19 protein-coding genes and 1 tRNA gene are annotated in these 18,161 nt (G+C 60.0%); 11 read left to right on the top strand and 9 right to left on the bottom strand.

Features of this window, described 5'->3' with window-relative positions; genetic code table 11:
• Positions 1–17 precede the first annotated feature (17 nt).
• Positions 18–458: a MarR family transcriptional regulator gene (locus tag FHT84_RS12030; RefSeq protein WP_113249802.1), complete on the top strand. Its 441-nt coding sequence runs from the start codon at positions 18–20 to the stop codon at positions 456–458.
• A 253-nt stretch (positions 459–711) separates the two neighbouring features.
• Here FHT84_RS12030 and FHT84_RS12025 read toward each other — a convergent pair.
• The 3 genes from FHT84_RS12025 to FHT84_RS12015 form a co-directional block, all read right to left on the bottom strand.
• Positions 712–788, bottom strand: a tRNA-Arg gene (locus tag FHT84_RS12025).
• A 125-nt stretch (positions 789–913) separates the two neighbouring features.
• Positions 914–2,404 carry a HAMP domain-containing sensor histidine kinase gene (locus FHT84_RS12020; RefSeq protein WP_246698533.1) on the bottom strand — a complete coding sequence of 497 codons (1,491 nt, stop codon included), beginning with the start codon at positions 2,402–2,404 and terminating at the stop codon, positions 914–916.
• A 198-nt stretch (positions 2,405–2,602) separates the two neighbouring features.
• A complete protein-coding gene (locus FHT84_RS12015) occupies positions 2,603–4,612 on the bottom strand; it encodes a methyl-accepting chemotaxis protein (RefSeq protein WP_183762527.1) in 2,010 nt (669 codons plus the stop codon).
• 419 nt (positions 4,613–5,031) lie between these two features.
• Here FHT84_RS12015 and rpmH point away from each other — a divergent pair, with 419 nt between their 5' ends.
• From rpmH to yidC, 3 genes are read left to right on the top strand one after another with little or no spacing between them, the layout of a single operon-like run.
• The gene (gene rpmH / locus FHT84_RS12010) at positions 5,032–5,166 is read left to right on the top strand and encodes a 50S ribosomal protein L34 (protein WP_041677194.1); all 135 of its coding nucleotides are present in this window, start codon (positions 5,032–5,034) and stop codon (positions 5,164–5,166) included.
• Positions 5,167–5,191: 25 nt separating this feature from the next.
• The gene (rnpA, locus tag FHT84_RS12005) at positions 5,192–5,593 is read left to right on the top strand and encodes a ribonuclease P protein component (RefSeq protein WP_112343696.1); all 402 of its coding nucleotides are present in this window, start codon (positions 5,192–5,194) and stop codon (positions 5,591–5,593) included.
• Positions 5,593–7,395: a membrane protein insertase YidC gene (yidC, locus tag FHT84_RS12000; protein WP_112343695.1), complete on the top strand. Its 1,803-nt coding sequence runs from the start codon at positions 5,593–5,595 to the stop codon at positions 7,393–7,395. The genes rnpA and yidC overlap by 1 nt, the downstream gene beginning before the upstream one ends.
• A 70-nt stretch (positions 7,396–7,465) precedes the next feature.
• On the opposite strand, the gene FHT84_RS11995 is transcribed toward yidC, so the two are convergent.
• Positions 7,466–7,774 carry a hypothetical protein gene (locus FHT84_RS11995; protein WP_183762524.1) on the bottom strand — a complete coding sequence of 103 codons (309 nt, stop codon included), beginning with the start codon at positions 7,772–7,774 and terminating at the stop codon, positions 7,466–7,468.
• A 119-nt stretch (positions 7,775–7,893) separates the two neighbouring features.
• Between FHT84_RS11995 and yihA the strand changes: the two genes are divergently transcribed.
• Positions 7,894–8,553 (top strand): ribosome biogenesis GTP-binding protein YihA/YsxC, encoded by a 660-nt coding sequence (gene yihA, locus FHT84_RS11990; RefSeq protein ID WP_183762521.1) that lies wholly within the window; start codon positions 7,894–7,896, stop codon positions 8,551–8,553.
• Positions 8,554–8,627: 74 nt separating this feature from the next.
• Here yihA and FHT84_RS11985 read toward each other — a convergent pair whose 3' ends face one another.
• From FHT84_RS11985 to FHT84_RS11975, 3 genes are all read right to left on the bottom strand, one after another.
• On the bottom strand, positions 8,628–9,185 hold the full coding sequence (locus FHT84_RS11985; protein ID WP_183762518.1) for a fasciclin domain-containing protein: 558 nt from the start codon (positions 9,183–9,185) through the stop codon (positions 8,628–8,630).
• Positions 9,186–9,294: 109 nt separating this feature from the next.
• Positions 9,295–10,008 (bottom strand): anti-sigma factor, encoded by a 714-nt coding sequence (locus FHT84_RS11980; RefSeq protein ID WP_113249810.1) that lies wholly within the window; start codon positions 10,006–10,008, stop codon positions 9,295–9,297.
• The gene (locus FHT84_RS11975) at positions 10,005–10,544 is read right to left on the bottom strand and encodes a sigma-70 family RNA polymerase sigma factor (RefSeq protein WP_113249811.1); all 540 of its coding nucleotides are present in this window, start codon (positions 10,542–10,544) and stop codon (positions 10,005–10,007) included. Before FHT84_RS11975 ends, FHT84_RS11980 begins: the two co-directional genes overlap by 4 nt.
• Positions 10,545–10,835: 291 nt before the next feature.
• On the opposite strand from FHT84_RS11975, the gene argB reads away from it, so the two are divergent.
• Positions 10,836–11,723, top strand: coding sequence for an acetylglutamate kinase (gene argB, locus FHT84_RS11970; protein ID WP_112343688.1), 888 nt, complete (start codon positions 10,836–10,838; stop codon positions 11,721–11,723).
• Between the two features lie 48 nt (positions 11,724–11,771).
• Here the strand turns inward: argB and FHT84_RS11965 are convergent, their stop codons facing one another.
• Positions 11,772–12,542 carry an isocitrate lyase/phosphoenolpyruvate mutase family protein gene (locus FHT84_RS11965; protein WP_183762515.1) on the bottom strand — a complete coding sequence of 257 codons (771 nt, stop codon included), beginning with the start codon at positions 12,540–12,542 and terminating at the stop codon, positions 11,772–11,774.
• Between the two features lie 217 nt (positions 12,543–12,759).
• On the opposite strand from FHT84_RS11965, the gene FHT84_RS11960 reads away from it, so the two are divergent.
• Positions 12,760–13,464, top strand: a complete 705-nt coding sequence (locus FHT84_RS11960; protein ID WP_113249813.1) for a pyrimidine 5'-nucleotidase — start codon at positions 12,760–12,762, stop codon at positions 13,462–13,464.
• Between the two features lie 113 nt (positions 13,465–13,577).
• Positions 13,578–14,213 (top strand): calcium-binding protein, encoded by a 636-nt coding sequence (locus FHT84_RS11955; RefSeq protein ID WP_113249814.1) that lies wholly within the window; start codon positions 13,578–13,580, stop codon positions 14,211–14,213.
• A 62-nt stretch (positions 14,214–14,275) separates the two neighbouring features.
• Here FHT84_RS11955 and FHT84_RS11950 read toward each other — a convergent pair whose 3' ends face one another.
• On the bottom strand, positions 14,276–15,148 hold the full coding sequence (locus FHT84_RS11950) for an LOG family protein (protein ID WP_112343684.1): 873 nt from the start codon (positions 15,146–15,148) through the stop codon (positions 14,276–14,278).
• Between the two features lie 214 nt (positions 15,149–15,362).
• On the opposite strand from FHT84_RS11950, the gene dapD reads away from it, so the two are divergent.
• From dapD to FHT84_RS11935, 3 genes are all read left to right on the top strand, one after another.
• Positions 15,363–16,220 carry a 2,3,4,5-tetrahydropyridine-2,6-dicarboxylate N-succinyltransferase gene (gene dapD / locus FHT84_RS11945; protein ID WP_113249815.1) on the top strand — a complete coding sequence of 286 codons (858 nt, stop codon included), beginning with the start codon at positions 15,363–15,365 and terminating at the stop codon, positions 16,218–16,220.
• 158 nt (positions 16,221–16,378) lie between these two features.
• Complete coding sequence (dapE, locus tag FHT84_RS11940; protein ID WP_183762512.1) at positions 16,379–17,572, top strand: succinyl-diaminopimelate desuccinylase; 1,194 nt, start codon at positions 16,379–16,381, stop codon at positions 17,570–17,572.
• On the top strand, positions 17,559–18,158 hold the full coding sequence (locus FHT84_RS11935) for a hypothetical protein (RefSeq protein WP_112343681.1): 600 nt from the start codon (positions 17,559–17,561) through the stop codon (positions 18,156–18,158). The genes dapE and FHT84_RS11935 overlap by 14 nt, the downstream gene beginning before the upstream one ends.
• Positions 18,159–18,161 lie beyond the last annotated feature (3 nt).

Below are 18,161 nucleotides of genomic sequence, written 5' to 3'. Positions count from 1 at the left end.
CGGACTTAATTGGAAATATGGCAACACCCTACACGCAATCACTTCTGCTCTATGCCTACCAGGCTTCCGCACGGGCGCTCACCCAGACGCTACACGAACGCGGCCATCCAGCTATCCGACCGAAGCATGGCGCAGTCTTTGCCAATATCGATGAAGAAGGAACCAGAGCCAGCCTGCTTGCCGAAAGGGCGGGCATGGGCAAGGCCGCAATGGGCGAACTGATCGATGATCTGGAACGTCTTGGCTATGTCGAGCGGGTGCCGGATCCTACGGACAGGCGCGCCAAGCTCGTCACCGCCAGGCCGGAGGCGCGGCAGGTGATGCAAATCGTTCACGAATTTAACGACGGGATCGAACGGCGATATCGTGAGCTGTTGGGAGAGCAAGCCTATCGGATATTGCGCACCGCCCTGCGGACCATCGCGGCAAAGGAGGACATGCAGCCCATAATTCGTTAATGCAAAGAAGCAGGCAGATATTCAGGCGGCGCAACATCGCTGACAGCGCCGACCGCGCAGCGGCATGGACATCACAAGCTGTTGCGAATGCTTGCGTGGGTCGAAGCTAAGACATGTCGCGCAGAAGTGTTCGGCAGCTTTGCTGCAGCGACGTGCGCAATATCAAAGACTCAACGCGCGAGAAACGAATCTCAAGGATCGCGATACGCTTTAGACAAGAAGATGCCAAGCTTGGTCTAGAATAGTGAAGAAATGGCGCACCCGAAGAGATTCGAACTCCTGACCCCCAGATTCGTAGTCTGGTGCTCTATCCAGCTGAGCTACGGGTGCGTGGCCGAAACGGAAGAAACCGTTGGCGTGGGCGGTTCTCTAAAGCCTCCCTTGAGGGAATGCAAGTGGATTTGTGAAAAAGATCGCGATTTTCGTGCATATTGACGCCAAGCGCCTGAAAACAATCATCTTTCTTGGAAGCTTCTGCTGCGATAGTCATCAAGGGATACTGGGCGGTCGGGAATTTCAATGCGGAACTGCGTGCCGGCCACCGGCTTTTCCACGAGCGCAATGGTGCCGCCATGGGCAAGGACGAGCTCACGGGCGATCGCCAGACCTAGGCCGGTGCCGCCGGAGCGGGCCGAGCCACGGAAAGCGGTGAAGAGATTTTCGCGCGCCTTCTGCGGCATGCCGGGTCCGGTGTCGTCGACGGTGATGCTGACGACACTGCCGATTCGATGCGCCGATACCGTGATGCGCCTGACACTGTCCGGATCCGTCTCGCCGAAAGCGATCAGTGCCTGATGGGCATTGCGGCAGAGATTGTGAATGACACGGAACAGCTGCTCGCTGTCGGCATCGACCTCCAGATCCGGACTGAGCTGCTCGGCGAATTCTATGCCGCTATCGGGATCGATCGCGAGGATATCGCGGACTTCGCCGACGAGTTCGAGGAGACGGATCTTGCGCCGGCGCGGCGCGGACTCGGAGGTCTGGCCGTAGGACAGAACTTCGGTCGTATAACCGACGGCACGGTCGATGGTCCGCAGCAGTTTCGGCGCGAAGCGCTTGACCATCGGGTCATCCACATCGACAAGCCGGTCCGACATCAGCTGTGCCGCCGAGAGGATGTTGCGCATGTCGTGATTGATCTTCGAAACCGCCAGCCCGAGAGCGGCGAGATTCTTCTGCTGCTTCAGGGTCTTCTGCAGCTGCGACTGCATGGAGGCGAGGTGGCGGCCGGCCACGGCAAGCTCATCGCCTCCCCTGTCGGGAACGAGGATGCGGCCCGGATCCTCAGGATCGTCCGAATAGGCCTGCATGCTGTCCGTCAGCCTGCGGATCGGGCGGATCATCATGCGGTTGATCGCGAAGAAGATCAGCGTCGCCGTGAACAGCGAGATCAGGATGGAGACGAAGAACACGCTGACGGAATAGGCCAGCATCGCATTGCGCAGGCGGGTATCCTTCAGCACCACCTCGATGCCGGTGTTGGCATCGCCGCCGACAGGACCGAAAACACGGATGATGCGGTTGCCGCCGAACAGCAGCGTATCGAGCGCGTCCTTGATCGCAGTCAGCTGGGAAACGTCACTAAGATCGTATTTTTCATCGACGGAGGCCGGCATTTCGGCTGTGGCCAACAGGCGCGAAGTGCCGTCCTTGCGCAGGACGATGGCCCGCGTGCCCGTCGCCATCAACGTCTCCTTTTGCAGCGCACGGGGGAGTTCGGCCGGCTGCAGGCCATCGATGACGATCGCGGCGGCGGCGGCAGTATTCAGCCGATCCTCCAGCCAGCGCAGCCGCATATTGGCGACGGAGGGCACGAAGATGAGCACTTCCGCCACGGAAATGAAAACGACAGTCAGAATAAGGAGCTTGCCGGAAAGGCCGCCAAAGATGCCCGTGGGACGGCAAGACTGGGACAGGCCGCCCTTGGCGACCTTATCGCCCATTGCGGCGTCCTTATCCTGCCCACTGTCCATTTCAATTGTCCCGCTTCGCTGCAAAGCGATCCGATGCGATCTGATCGAAACCAGATAATAGGCGATTGTGGGCTTTTTTCCAATCGGCTCTGCGCTTGGACAAACAAACAAGGCCGGCCGCGCTACTCGGGCGAGGCCGGCCTTGGATTTGGCCTCATGGTTGAACGATCAGAACTCTTCCCAGCCTTGCGTCGCGGTGGCCGGTGCGGCCGCCGCCCCGCCGCCGAAGGCGGTAGCGACCCTATCGATCATCCGGCGTGCCGGCGATGCCGTAGGACGATGCGTCTCAGCGCGCGCGGGCACGGGTGCTGTGACATTGACGGCATCCACCTTGAAGCGCGAAACGAGATGGACAAGGCCATCGGCCTCGGCCGCCAGGCGATGGGTCGCGGCCGAAGTCTCCTCGACCATGGCGGCATTGCGCTGCGTGACTTCATCCATCTGGTTGACGGCCTTGTTCACCTCCGACAAGCCCGTTGCCTGTTCGCGCGCCGCCGTCGCTATCGAATGAATGTGATCGTTGATCTTCAGCACGCGGGCCTCGATGGAGGACAGCGCCTCGCCGGTTGCCTGCACGAGCTTGACGCCGACCTGCACCTCGTCGCCGGACTTGCCGATCAGCGCCTTGATATCCTTGGCCGCGGTGGCCGAGCGCTGAGCAAGCTCGCGCACTTCCTGAGCGACGACGGCGAAACCCTTACCTGCCTCGCCGGCGCGAGCCGCTTCGACGCCCGCGTTCAATGCGAGAAGATTGGTCTGAAAGGCGATGTCGTCGATCACGCCGATGATCTGGCTGATCTCGCCCGATGCCTGCTCGATACGGCCCATGGCGTCGATCGCATTGCGAACCACCGTGCCGGAACGAGCCGCGTCGTCCTTGGCTTCGCTGACCATGACGCTCGCCTCGCGCGCCCGCTCCGTGGAATTCTGGACGACAGAGGTGATCTCGTCGAGCGCTGCCGAGGTTTCCTCCAGTGCCGCCGCCTGCTGTTCGGTGCGCTTGGAGAGGTCGTCACTGGCGTGGCGCAGCTCATTGGTGTTGGAATTGATCGAGCCGGTGGTGCCGCGCACCTCGCTCATGGTGCTCTTCAGCGTCGCAAGCGTCGCATTGACGTTCTGCTGCAGTTCGGCAAAGGCGCCCTGGAATTCGCCCTTCATCGCCTGGGTCAGATCACCGTCCGCCAGGCTCGCGATGACGCGGCGGACTTCACCGATGCCTCTGTCGACGCTGACAAGCAGCTCGTTGACGTTGCCAGCGAAGCGATTGAGGTTGACGTCACCATAGTCCTTCTCGATGCGGTGGCTGAAATCGCCGGCCGCCGCGGCCGAGACGACGAGAGACATGCTCGACTGAAGCTCGTCGCTCTTGGCGCGCATGGCCGTTTCCTCGGCATTCATGCGGCGCACGGCATTGCCGTTTTCCTTGAAGATGTCGACGGCCGCGGCCATCTCGCCGATTTCGTCGCCACGGCCGGCAAACGGCACCTCTATATCGAAATGGCCGTCGGCGACATTCTTTATCGCATCGGTCACCTTGCGGATCGGGCGGCTCAGATGGACGGTTCCGATATAGGCGCCGAGGCCGACACCGGCCACGATACCGACGATCATGATGGAGAGGACCACCCAGAGCACAGTGCTGTGGAAGGTTGCGATCTCGGCCTCCGCCTTCGCAAGTTCCGCCTTATCGGTCTGGACGATCGCATCGATCTCAGCCTGGAAAGCCTTGCGGTTGGCGCGGTTCGCCTCGTTGTTGCCCTGCTTGCCGGCGGCATCCGGGCCATCGGTCACGCCGAGCCTGGCCGTTTCCGTGCGAAAGGCGCGAAACTCCTGGGCGCGCGCCTGCAGCTTGGTGAATTCCGGCTTCTGCGTCTCCGGCACCAGAGGCGCCCAGCTTGCCAGCACCTTGTCGATTTCGCCGAGATCGGCCATCAGCCCATCGGCAAAGGGTTTGGAATCTTTTGCCGCAGCCGCGGCATAGATGCCGCGCGCTTCCATGACCACTGCGGTCACGTAGCGATTCAGGCGCTCGCCCATGTAAGCGCGGCTCGCCGTCTGCTCGTAGCTCTGTAATTTCTGGTCATATTGATGCAACGCATAAAGCGCGGTGGCGCCGATCAGAAGCGCCGCCCCGGCCATGACAGATACAAGCAGATTTATTTTGCCGCGAATTCTCACAATACCCCTCCGGCGCAGATCCCATCCCCCATAAATCGATGGGTTTTACCACACAGGGCTAGATATCGACTAAAATCATTAATGTTATATTGAGTTATCTTTAATCTAAGCGTCCGACATTCTTCACTATACTAATTGTATATTTTAGGAATTATGCAATTTATATTCAAGGTTGCGCACATTCCGCCGGGGAGCAGCAGCCAGATAGCAATCAGCCGCCGCCGATCGCGCGAAATTGCCGGAGCTCAAGGAATCTGCGCCCATATAATTGACTTCCGGGGCCTTGATCCGTATAAGCCCGCGCACGTTCGGTCACCGTGCCTGCTTTTGCGGGCCAAGTCCGTTCGCCATAATCAACAACGCTCCTTGCTACTCAAAGCAAAGCTCAAGAAGGGCCGCACTCCGCGGTGTTTAAATAAATGAAGCGTACCTACCAACCATCCAAGCTTGTCCGCAAGCGTCGCCACGGTTTCCGTGCGCGCATGGCCACCAAGGGCGGCCGCGCGGTTCTTTCCGCTCGCCGTAACCGTGGTCGCAAGCGTCTTTCGGCCTAAGGGCCGAAATGCCCGATGATCCAGGATGGCGGGCAAATTGACGAATGAACGACCCAAAAAGACTGTCGGGCGGCTGAAAAGCCGGCCGCAGTTTCTTGCCGTCCGCGAAGGCGAGAAGCGCCGAGGCAGCTTCTTCCTGATAGAGATGCTGGACCGCAAGATCGCCGACGCCGAACCCCGCGTTGGTTTTACCGTTACCAAAAAACATGGCAACGCGGTGGAGCGCAACCGCATGCGGCGCAGGCTGAAAGAAGCCGTGCGGCTTCATGCCGGATTTGCAATGCAGCCCGGACACGACTATGTGGTTGTCGCGCGACGCGAGGTGCTGACCGCGCCTTTCGAAAAACTGGCGAGCGAACTCGTAAGCCGCATCGAAACCAGGCCGAAACACCGGCGGTCGGAAATGGACCGCTCCAGGAAAGTATGATGGAAAACAACCGCAATTACATCGTTGCAATTGCACTGTCTGTGCTGATTGTTCTCGGCTGGCAGTTTTTCTACATGAACCCGCGCCTCGAAGCGCAGCGCCAGGCCGAACAGGCCGCCAAGCAGCACCAGCAGGCGCAGCAGGCTCAGACGACGCAGTCGCCTGCCGCGGGCACCGCTGTAAACGGTTCGCTGCCGGCAAACGGCCAGACGGCGCCGACGGTTCTCAGCCGCGATCAGTCCGTCGAGAAGACGGCTTCCGCGCGCGTTGTCATCGATACACCGGCACTTGCCGGTTCCATCAACCTGGAAGGCGCCCGCCTCGACGATCTCCGTCTCAAGGCCTATCACGAGACTGTCGACAAGAGCAGCCCGATCATCACGCTGTTCAGCCCGGCCGACACCAAGGACGGCTACTTCACCGAACTCGGCTATGTCGGCAGCGATGCAACCGGCGCAGTCCCAGGTCCTTCGACCCTTTGGAAGCTCACGAGCGGCGACAAGCTGACCGACAAGACGCCGGTGACGCTCTCCTACACCAACGACAAGGGCATCACCTTCACCCGCACCATCTCGGTCGACGATCGCTACATGTTCACGATCAGCGACAAGATCGCCAATAGCGGCCAGGCGCCGGTTTCGCTGTCGAGCTATGGCCGCGTCACCCGCTACAACAAGCCCGAGACGCCTTCCGCCTACGTCCTGCACGAAGGCTTTATCGGCGTCATCGGCGATGACGGCCTGATCGAGACCAAGTACGCATCAACTGAAAAGGAAGCCACAACGCCCGCCAAGGCGACCGGTGGCTGGCTCGGGATGACGGACAAGTACTGGGCTGCAACGATCGTGCCGCCGCAGTCGACCGCATATGATGCCCGCTTCTCGCACTTCACCGACGGTACGCCGCGCTACCAGGCCGACTACAAGGAAGATGCGGTCACGGTTGCTCCCGGCCAGTCGATCGACCTCAAGAACCTCGTCTTCGCCGGCGCCAAGGAAGTCCCGGTCATCGACCGCTATGAGACCAGCTATTCGATCCCGCGCTTCGACCGCCTCATCGACTGGGGCTGGTTCTATTTCATCACCAAGCCGATGTTCAAGCTGATGGACTTCTTCTTCCGCTACTTCGGCAATTTCGGCGTCGCCATCCTCTGCACCACCATCGTGGTCAAGGCGCTCTTCTTCCCGCTCGCCAGCCGGCAATATGCCTCCATGGCGAACATGAAGCGCGTGCAGCCGAAGATGGAGGAGCTGAAGGCCAAGTTCGGCGACGACCGCATGGGCCTGCAGCAGGCGACGATGCAGCTCTACAAGGAAGAAAAGATCAACCCGATCGCGGGCTGCTGGCCAGTGCTCCTGCAGATCCCGATCTTCTTCTCGCTCTACAAGGTGATCTATATCACCATCGAAATGCGCCATGCGCCGTTCTTCGGCTGGATCCAGGACCTCTCCGCGCCGGATCCGACCTCGATCGTCAACCTGTTCGGCTTGCTGCCGTTCGCGGCTCCGACCTTCCTGCATCTCGGCGTCTGGCCGCTGATCATGGGCGTCACCATGTTCCTGCAGATGCGCATGAACCCGACCCCGCCGGACCCGACCCAGGCGATGATCTTCAACTGGATGCCACTGGTCTTCATGTTCATGCTGGCAAGCTTCCCGGCCGGCCTCGTGATCTACTGGGCCTGGAATAATACGCTCTCTGTCATCCAGCAGTCGATCATCATGAAACGCCATGGCGTGAAGGTGGAGCTCTTCGACAATCTGAAGGGCCTCTTCAAACGAAAACCGGCACCATCGAAATGACGATAAAGGCCCCGCTTCGGTGGGGCTTTTTCATTCTCGGCCTTGGATATTAACGATAGAGGCTCCGGCATCAGGGAGCCTTGGGCGGTAACTCGGCCGCTGAGGGTTGGACGTCCCATCGTTCCGCCAGTACGTTGCGTGCCTCGGCGAGAATCTGCCTGTATTCGGGCCTGAATGGAGCAAGAAGCTGCTTCTCGAGTTCCACGAGCAAACCGTGCAATATCGCACATTCGGCAGGGCTCTCGAAATACTCGCTGCCGGGGGTATGCGTTGCGTTCGGATCGGACCAGCGGGAAAGAAGCTCGAATAGAACCAGTGCCTCCTTCACATCGAGGCGTATATCCACCGCATCGTCATCTTTCAGCGCATCTTGCTCCATCTGCGCACCATGACAGGCTACGTGCAGGTCCGCAACGCGTCACACATTTCGATCAAAACTTGACTTTCATGGGCAAAACCCCGAAGCCAGACCATCAAACCAGATAAAAGACTGAGCAAATGGCAGACCAGACGACCAAAGACGACAAGCCGCTTTTCGGACGTCCGTGGATTTTCATCCGCGGCGTGCCGGCCATGAAGTTTCTGCCGCCGGAAGGGCCGCCGGAAATCGCTTTTGCCGGCCGCTCGAATGTCGGCAAGTCGTCGCTGATCAATGCTCTGGTCGGACATAAGGGACTGGCGCGCACATCCAACACGCCGGGCCGCACGCAGGAACTCAATTATTTCGTTCCCGATGGTTTTTCCGGCGAGAGCGGCGACCTGCCGCCGATGGCTCTGGTTGACATGCCTGGCTACGGCTATGCCGAAGCGCCGAAGGATCAGGTGGATGCCTGGACGAAGCTCGTCTTCGACTACCTGCGCGGGCGCACGACGCTGAAGCGCGTCTATGTGCTGATCGACAGCCGCCACGGCATCAAGAAGAACGACGAGGAAGTTCTGGGCCTGCTCGACAAGGCTGCTGTTTCCTATCAGATCGTGCTGACCAAGACCGACAAGATCAAGGAAGCAGGCATACCGAAGCTGCTGGTTGATACCGCTGAAAAAATCCGCAAGCGCCCCGCCGCCTATCCCGGCATCCTCGCCACTTCATCGGAAAAAGGCGTTGGTCTTCAGGAGTTGCGCGAGGCCATTGGCCTGACGGTCGGCATCCAGGTCTGAAGACCGACCGGTCGAATGAGGCCGCCGCCGCCCGACCCCGCATAAGGCGACGGCGGCCGTGTTGCCGCTAAGGATTACATCTTCGGCAACAACACCTTGTCGACGACGTGGATCACGCCGTTCGACTGCTTGACGTCGGCAATGGTGATATGGGCAATGCCGCCGGCCTCGTCAGTCAACGTCAGCTTGCCGCCCTTGTCCATGGCCTTGATCGTGCAGCCGCCGACCGTCTTCAGATCGTATTCGTCGCCCTTGCTCATTGCCCATTTCTTGATGGCGGCAGCCATATCATCACCGGCGACGACGTGGCAGGTCAGCACCTTGACCAGCTTCTCCTTGTTCTCGGGCTTCAGCAGGGTTTCGACCGTGCCTGCTGGCAGTTGCTTGAAGGCTTCATTGGTCGGCGCAAAGACGGTGAAAGGGCCTTTTCCTTCGAGGGTATCGACGAGGCCGGCCGCCTTGACGGCTGCGACCAGGGTCGTGTGATCCTTGGAATTGACGGCATTCTGGATGATGTTCTTGCTGGCATACATCGCAGCACCGCCCACCATCGGGTCCTTGGCATAGGCTAGGCTGCTTGCGGCCGACAGCATTGCGGCAGCGGCAGCAATGCGAAAAACGGTCTTGATCATAATGTCTCCTCTTCCTCTCTGTTGCCCCGATCAGGCGGGGTCGGAAGAAGATACGGAGCACGCTGGCAGAGAGTTTCAGCCGCGATCGTTTTTCGGGAGCCGAAATTCCTCAGGGCAAGTGGATCGTACCGGAAGCGACCACATCGCCCGTCGGTTTGCCGGTCGGCGAGCCGCCAAAGGGCTCCACACTAACGGCGATGATGGCGCCTTCAGTCAATTTGGCGTGAAGTTCCGGCGACAAGACGATTTCGCCATCGCCGGTCGGTGGCAGTATGCCCAGCGCCTCGGCGGGATCGCTGCCGCGAATCAGCCAGAGCTCCAGCGATTTCTCCTCGGGCTTGCCGGCGGCGACCGGTGTAATTTTCAGGCGCCCATTGGCGACGTCGTAATTGGCGAGGAGATTGAAGGGACTGTTCTGGCCGGCAAGGGATGCGGTGAGCTGTTTGCCAGGGTTCGTGCGCAAGCTGCCTTCATTCGTGATGGCGAACACGAGTACGCCGGCGACCAAGAACAGCGAGCCGAAAGCGACCGAGCGCCATAGCATCAGCGAATTCCACAGATGGGCGCCGAACGCCACTTCTCCGAAAATCCTCTTTTCGATCTTCGGGAACACGGCGGCCGCAGGCGTCACCGCCTCATATTCCTCGTTGAATTCCGAGAGGTTCTGCTCCCAGCGGCTGACGATGGCGGCAAACTGGCGGTCGCTGCGCATGCGGCGCTCGACCTTCTGCCGATCCTCCAGGGAAAGCACGCCAAGCACATATTCTCCGGCCAGGACTTCATCGCGGGAGCGGCCTCCCTTGCTTTGATCGGGCGTACTCATCGGTCCATGCACTCTCTCAGTCTGATCAGGCTTCGGCGCAGCCAGGTGCGCATAGTATTCAATGGGACAGCGTGTTGGTCGGCGAGCTCTTGGTAGCTCAAGCCCTCGACATAGGCGCTGCGAACGGCCCGTGCACGATCAGCTTCCAACTCTTCCATGCACCTGTCAATCCGCCTTCCCTCTCCCTTCACGATTGCTTGCTCTTCAGGACCGGGTTCCAGGTCGGCAAGATCGTACGCCGTATCTATTTCGTCGGCTATGGGCTTGCGTGCCCGCACGAAATCGATGGCGCGATTGCGCGCGATCGTCATCAGCCAGGCCATTGCCGACCCTTCCGCAACAGCAAATTGCTCGGCCCGCTGCCAGACCTTGATATAGGCTTCCTGCAAAACCTCTTCCGCATCCGCCTTGTTGCCGACGATACGCAGGCAAACACCGAGAAGTTTCGGGCTGGTACGCTTGTAGAGTGCCGCAAAGGCTTTCTGGTCGCGCATGGCGATGCGGCCGATCAGCGCTTCCGTCTCCTCGCTCGCCATCCAAATCCCCGGGGTGCGACGCCTGCACCATCTTTAGAAGAAAAAATCGCTTCGGCAAACGTGCGGAGGCCATCAATTTCGGCGACGCTGATGTGACATAGCGTCAACGAAAGCGCGGAGCGATCTATCCGGATACGCTTTTCGCGCTCCAGGTATTTGATTTTGCGCATGTCGTTGTCGCAAAAGCGCTGCACACCTTTGCAACAACGACATGCTTTAATCCCGATATGATTATTCCCTCTGTCAAGAACTTGAGATAAAAGGCCCGCGAACAATTTCGAAGGGTGCACCATGTCCGAAGCCCAAAGCGAACTCCAAGCCAACCTGCTCGCACAGGCGCTGCCCTACATGCAGCGTTATGAAAACAAGACCATCGTCGTGAAATATGGTGGCCACGCCATGGGCAACGTCGAACTCGGCAAGGCGTTTGCCGCCGATATCGCCCTTTTGAAGCAATCGGGCGTCAACCCGATCGTCGTCCATGGCGGCGGCCCGCAGATCGGCGCCATGCTGACGAAGATGGGCATCGAATCGAAGTTCGAAGGCGGACTGCGCGTCACCGACCAGAAGACGGTCGAGATCGTCGAAATGGTGCTTGCCGGCTCGATCAACAAGGAAATCGTCGCGCTGATCAACCAGACCGGCGAATGGGCGATCGGCCTTTGCGGCAAGGACGGCAACATGGTCTTCGCCGAAAAGGCGCACAAGACCATCAAGGATCCGGACTCCAACATCGAGCGCGTGCTCGATCTCGGCTTCGTCGGCGAGGTGGTCGAAGTCGACCGCACCCTGCTCGACCTGCTTGCCAAGTCCGAGATGATCCCGGTCATCGCCCCGGTCGCTCCCGGCCGCGACGGTGCGACCTACAACATCAATGCCGACACTTTTGCCGGCGCGATCGCCGGCGCGCTCAGCGCCACGCGCCTGCTGTTCCTGACCGACGTCCCGGGCGTGCTCGACAAGCAGGGCCAGCTCATCAAGGAGCTGTCTGTGGCACAGGCGCACGCGCTGATCGCCGACGGCACGATTTCCGGCGGCATGATCCCCAAGGTCGAGACCTGCATCGACGCCATCAGGGCCGGTGTTCAGGGCGTCGTCATCCTCAACGGCAAGACAGCTCACTCCGTGCTGCTCGAAATCTTCACCGAGCACGGCGCCGGCACGCTGATCGTTCCGTGATGCGGTTCAGGCGCTCCGCGGAAGAGCTGTGGAGCGCCTCCAGGCCGTTCAGGACGACCGGTAGATGGCTTCGGCCTCGCTTTTCAACATTCCCATGACCGATCGGTAGGGCGCTGGCCCATAGCTTATGCGGCTGACGCCCAATCTTGCCATCGTCTCGTTATCGGGCGTGGTCGGACGCACCATGATGTTGACGGGCAGAGGGGAGCGTTCGCAGAGCGCGCCGATCAATTCCGGATCGACCAACCCGGGCGCGAAGAAGCCGCTGGCACCCGCTTCGGCAAAAGCATCGGCGCGACGGAAGGCATCATCCAGCAGGAGTTGATGATGCGCCGTATCGCTTTCCTGCAGGAACAGATCGGTGCGGGCGTTGATGAACAACGGCATCTCGCGGCGATCGGCCATGTCGCGGATTGCACGGATGCGTGCCGCCTGCGTCTCGATGGGGTGAACGCCCTGGCCGCCGATCACCTGATCCTCGAAATTGATGCCGACGGCGCCGTGGTCCATGATCTTTTCGACATTGGCGGCGACGTCTTCGGGTTCGACTGCATAACCGCCCTCGAAATCGACCGACAGGGGCAGCGGGCTCGTCACCGAGATCAGTTTGGCGGTCACCGCCAGCAGCGACAAGGGTATCGCCTGACCATCGCCGAAACCATTGGCCGCGGCAACCGACCAGCTTCCCGTCGCCAGCGCCTTCGCACCTGCTTCCGTAACGGCCTTGGCGGAGCCCGCATCCCATATATTGAAAAGGATCACCGGCTCACCCTTCTTGTGCAGCCGCGCGAATTCCTGTGCCTTTTCCACCTGACTCATCGTATCCCCTCCGAAAAGCCCGGCCGGGCAAGTTTCTCTCCATAACCCAAGAAAGCGTAAGCCCTCCCTCACATGGAAAATAGAGTAAAAGCCCGGAAATCAATAGTAAAATCATAGCTGGCATTGAAGTGGACGGCAATCTCCTCGATATGGTCCGCATGCTGCGGCATGTATATTTTCCTTCCCCTTTCAGGAGAGAGCGTGCGATAAGCTCTCCATGAACCACGCAAAAACATTATCCGAACCGTCAGATTTCTCCGATATCCGCGATTGGGTATTCGATCTCGACAACACGCTCTATCCGCATCATGTCGATCTCTTTGCCCAGATCGACAAGAACATGACCGCCTATGTCTCCACCCTCCTCCAGATGGAGAGGGAGGACGCGCGCAAGCTGCAGAAGCAATATTACCTCGAGCACGGCACGACCCTGCAGGGATTGATGATCCATCATGGAATCGACCCCAATGATTTTCTCGAAAAGGCGCATGCGATCGACTATTCGGCGCTGATGCCGCAGCCGGAGCTGGCCGCCGCCATCAAAGCGCTGCCGGGACGCAAGTTCATCTTCACCAACGGCAGCGTCAAGCATGCCCAGGCGACGGCCGGTGCGCTCGGCATTCTCGACAGTTTCGACGACATTTTCGATATCGTTGCGGCCGACTACGTGCCGAAACCCGCCGGCTCGACCTATGACAAGTTCATGAGCCTCAACCGCGTGGATACGAAGAGAGCGGCCATGTTCGAGGACCTGCCGCGCAATCTCACCGTACCCAAGGCACTTGGCATGAAAACCGTGCTGCTGGTGCCCCAAAACCTCGAGACGACCGTCGTCGAATGGTGGGAGCGCACCACGGGCGAGGACGATCATATCGACTATGTAACCGACGACCTGACGAGCTTCCTCAAGGCGTTGATTTAACCACTCATCAGGGCGGGGTTACGAAAGTTTCATCCGCCTTACAGAGGTTTAATTGGTCGCTTTCGACCATCAGCCGTATCGTTTGACCATTCCTCGACACGAAAGGAAAAACGATGAACGGGAAAAAATTTCTTCTTGCGGGACTTTCCGCCGCCCTTCTGGTGGGTGCTGCCGCCCAGGCAAGCTTTGCAGCGCAGAGCGAGGAAGCACGGGGCGGGCATGGCGGACGCTGGCACGGACCACGCTTTTCACCGGAAATCGTCTATGTGCGCATGCTGAAGCAATTCGGCCAGCCCGGCGACACGAAGGTCACGCGGGATGAGGTGAAGGCCGGCGTCGACAAGATCTTCGACCAGATCGACACGAATCACGACGGCGAAATCACGCCCGGCGAACTGCGCGCCTATCGCCAGGAACGCATCAAGGAATGGAAGGCCGAGCGCGCCAAGGCAGATGGCGATCAGGGCAATAGTCAGGCCCAGAACGATCAGAGCAAGGGCGATCAGGCTGGGGCCGACGACAATGGCGGCAATAACGAACCGCGCCATCACGGACACCATGGCCGCTTCATGCACGAAGCAGGCCTGATGCGCGGAATGATGATGTTCCATCGCATCGACAAGGATGAAAACGGCCAGATCAGCAAGCAGGAAGCCGAAGACGCCGCCAACAAGCTCTTCGACCGTATGGATCGCAACCATGACGGCGTGATCTCGCTGGACGACATGCCGGACCGCCCACTGCTGTAAACCGATCGATCAGTCCGCTCCGGGAGCCCGCCCTCGCCCATGCGACGGCGGGCTTCTCCTTGTCAGTGCCCGTTATCGTGCTCGTAGAAATCCGCGACGATCTTCCAGGCCTCGTCTGCGGTATCGACGAAGCTGATCAGGTTGACATCGTCTGGCGCGATGGTGCCGAACTCCGCCAGCGCTTCGAAATTGATGATGCTGCGCCAGAACTTCTCGCCGAATAGGATGAGCGGCAGGCGCTCCATGCGGCCGGTCTGGATCAGCGTCAGGCACTCGAATAATTCGTCGAGCGTGCCGAAGCCGCCCGGAAATACCGCGATCGCCTTGGCGCGCACCATGAAATGCATCTTGCGGATCGCGAAATAGTGGAAATTGAAGCTGAGTTCCGGCGTCACATAGGCATTCGGTGCCTGCTCGTGCGGCAACACGATATTGAGGCCGATCGAGGGCGCTCCTTCTTCGGCCGCGCCGCGATTGCCTGCTTCCATCACGCCTGGGCCGCCGCCGGTGACGACGACATATTCATGGAAATCGAAGCCGGCGGAATAGCGGGAGCAAAGCCGGGCGAACTTGCGTGCCTCTTCATAATAGACCGATGCCGCTTCGAGATTGGCGCGCTGCACCTCGTTGCGGGCGGCCCAGGCATTGGTGCCGGGGGCGGGAATGCGCGCGCCACCGAACATGACGACGGTCGATTTGATGCCACGCTCGGTGAGCGACATTTCGGTCTTCAGCAGCTCCAGCTGCAAGCGGATCGGCCGCAGTTCCTCACGGCACAGGAAATCCTCATCGGCATAGGCAAGACGGTAGGACGGCGACATCGACTGCGGCGTGCGCGGCACCGACTCGGCCCGTTGCTTGTCCGCCGAGCTCGTCTTCAACGGGTCCCAAACCCCGTCCTTACGCCTCAGCCTGCCGCTCTTCGCCTTGCTCATCTATTCATGCCTTTCGAAACGATCATGACGGGCCGTTCCCGCCCTTGGACGAAAACCGCCAAGCTCTTGCATATGCCCCTACAACGCCTTGAATCCAAGCTCAATCGGCGCGGAAAAGACATTCCATTTTCAAACTCCATGCTATAGGACCAATCGACCGCTTCCGGACCGTTGCCGGAAATCACGATAGGCACTGACGTTTTAAGGAATTCCCATGAGCGCTAACGATCTCGCCTCCCTCGAAAAGTCCATCGAGGCCGCCTTCGACAATCGCGACAATGTGAACACGTCGACGCGCGGCGAAGTGCGCGACGCCGTCGAGACGGCGCTCAATCTCCTCGATAGCGGCAAGGTTCGCGTCGCCGAGCGTGGTGCGGATGGTAACTGGACCGTCAACCAATGGCTCAAGAAAGCGGTTCTGCTCTCCTTCCGCCTCAACGACATGAAGATCGTCGAAGGCGGCTCCGGCGGCGCCACCTGGTGGGACAAGGTTCCCTCGAAGTTCGAAGGCTGGGGTGAAAACCGCTTCCGCGAAGCCGGCTTCCGCGCCGTGCCGAACGCCGTCGTGCGTCATTCCGCCTATATCGCCCCCAACGCCATCCTGATGCCGTCCTTCGTCAATCTCGGCGCCTATGTCGGGGAAGGCACCATGGTCGACACCTGGGCGACGGTCGGCTCCTGCGCCCAGATTGGCAAGCATGTGCATCTTTCCGGCGGCGTCGGCATCGGTGGCGTGCTGGAGCCGATGCAGGCCGGCCCGACCATCATCGAAGACAATTGCTTCATCGGCGCCCGCTCCGAAGTCGTCGAAGGCTGCATCATCCGTGAAGGTTCGGTGCTCGGCATGGGCGTGTTCATCGGCAAGTCCACCAAGATCGTCGATCGTGCCACCGGCGAGATCACCTATGGCGAAGTTCCGCCGTACTCGGTCGTCGTCGCCGGCGCGCTGCCGAGCGGCAATACCATGGCGAACGGCCAGCCGGCCCCGAGCCTCTATTGCGCTGTCATCGTCAAGCGCGTCGATGAAAAGACCCGCTCGAAGACCGGCATCAACGAGCTGCTGCGCGACTGATTTTGGAATTTTCGGAAGCGCGGTTGCCATATCGCGCTTCCCTCATGCTTGCCGGGTGAGCATGCCTGTGCGATTGCTGGAATCGCTGCAAAGATTTTCGAGTCGTCACCGATCCTTTGCCATCGCTTTGCCATTTCCCGCCGGATAAGTTGCCTCCGATGACTGTTACCAATCCCATCACAAACCTGCAGACCCTGATCCGCTGCGCCTCCGTTACCCCTGCCGAGGGTGGCGCGCTGACCGCGCTTGCCTACATGCTCGCACCGCTTGGCTTCAAGATCGAGCGCATGACGGCGAGCGAGCCGGGAACGCCCGATATCGAAAATCTCTATGCGCGGCTCGGCACAGACGGACCGCATCTGATGTTCGCCGGCCATACAGATGTCGTTCCGGTCGGCGATGCCGCTTCCTGGAGCCATCCGCCCTTTGCCGCCGAAATCGCCGATGGCGAGCTTTTCGGCCGTGGCGCCGTCGACATGAAGGGCGGCATTGCCTGCTTCGTGGCAGCGGTTGCGCGTCATATCGAGAAGCATGGCAAGCCCGCCGGCTCGATCTCCTTCCTCATCACCGGCGACGAAGAAGGGCCAGCAATCAACGGCACGGTCAAGCTGCTGCAATGGGCGGCCGAGCGCGGCGAGACATGGGATGCCTCGCTCGTCGGCGAACCGACCAACCCCGACCGGCTCGGCGACATGATCAAGATCGGCCGCCGCGGTTCGATCTCCGGCACCATCACCGTTCACGGGGTTCAAGGCCACGCCGCCTATCCGCATCTTGCCGACAACCCGGTGCGCAGCATCATCAAGCTGACGGAAGCGCTGCTCGATCCACCCTTTGATGCGGGTACGGACAGCTTCCAGCCGTCGAACCTCGAAGTGACAAGCATCGACGTCGGTAATGCCGCCACCAACGTCATTCCCGCCAAGGCAACCGCTGCCTTCAACATCCGCTTCAACGACACATGGACTGCCGATACGCTGAAGGCTGAAATCATCGCACGCCTGGATGCGGCCGCGGCAGATCAGACGCTGCGCCCCGGCCGTCCGCCGGCGAAATACGACATCGTCTGGTCGGAGCGTCCGAGCCAGGTCTTCCTGACGCGCAACAATGCGCTGATCGCCTCGCTCTCCTCCGCCATCGAAAACATCACCGGTCAAAGGCCGGCGCTGTCGACGACCGGCGGCACGTCCGACGCACGCTTCATCAAGGACTACTGCCCCGTCGTGGAATTCGGGCTTGTCGGCCAGACCATGCATATGGTCGACGAACGAGTGGCGCTCTCGGATCTCGAAACATTGACCGAGATCTACCAGACCTTCATCCAGCGCTGGTTCGAGAATGCCGACCTTTAGGGAAGTCCAATATTATCTATCCGGTCTATGGCTGCTGATCCGCATGGATGCGCGCGGCTTCCAGTATCTGGACATATCGGACCGCGGCATGCTGCGCTCCTTCTGGGCCATCCTCTGGAGCCTGCCGTCGATCGGCATTTCATGGTTATGGTGGCAGCAGGCCTATCTGACGGCCATGCCGCCCGAAACATCCACCGGCCTCGCCTTCTTTCTGCGTCTTGCGCTGGTCGAGGCTGCGAACTGGCTGACACCCCCCATTCTCGCTGGCTTATTGCTTTTGGTCTTCCGTTTCGGCGACAAGTTCACACCGATCGTCGTTACCGTGAACTGGCTTTTCGTGCCGGCGAATTATCTGAACGCATTGCTCGTCGCCATGATCGTCTTCGTCCCCGGTTCGAAGGCCTTGGCGGCACTTTTATCACTGGCGCTGACGATGGCCACCATCTTTGCGCTAGCGCGCATCCTCAGGATGATCTGCGGCACGCATCCGCTTTTCGTCGGCACGCTGACGCTGATGCTGCTCATTCCAAACCTGCTGCTGACGGATTTCCTGCAGCGTTTCCTTGGGGTTTATCCGCCGGGTTGAGGC

It is taken from the genome of Rhizobium sp. BK289 (assembly GCF_014193575.1).
In the GTDB taxonomy this organism is placed as follows: domain Bacteria; phylum Pseudomonadota; class Alphaproteobacteria; order Rhizobiales; family Rhizobiaceae; genus Rhizobium; species Rhizobium tropici_C.
The sequence above is the reverse complement of the archived record's forward strand: the minus strand, read 5'-3'. Positions and strand labels throughout refer to the sequence as shown.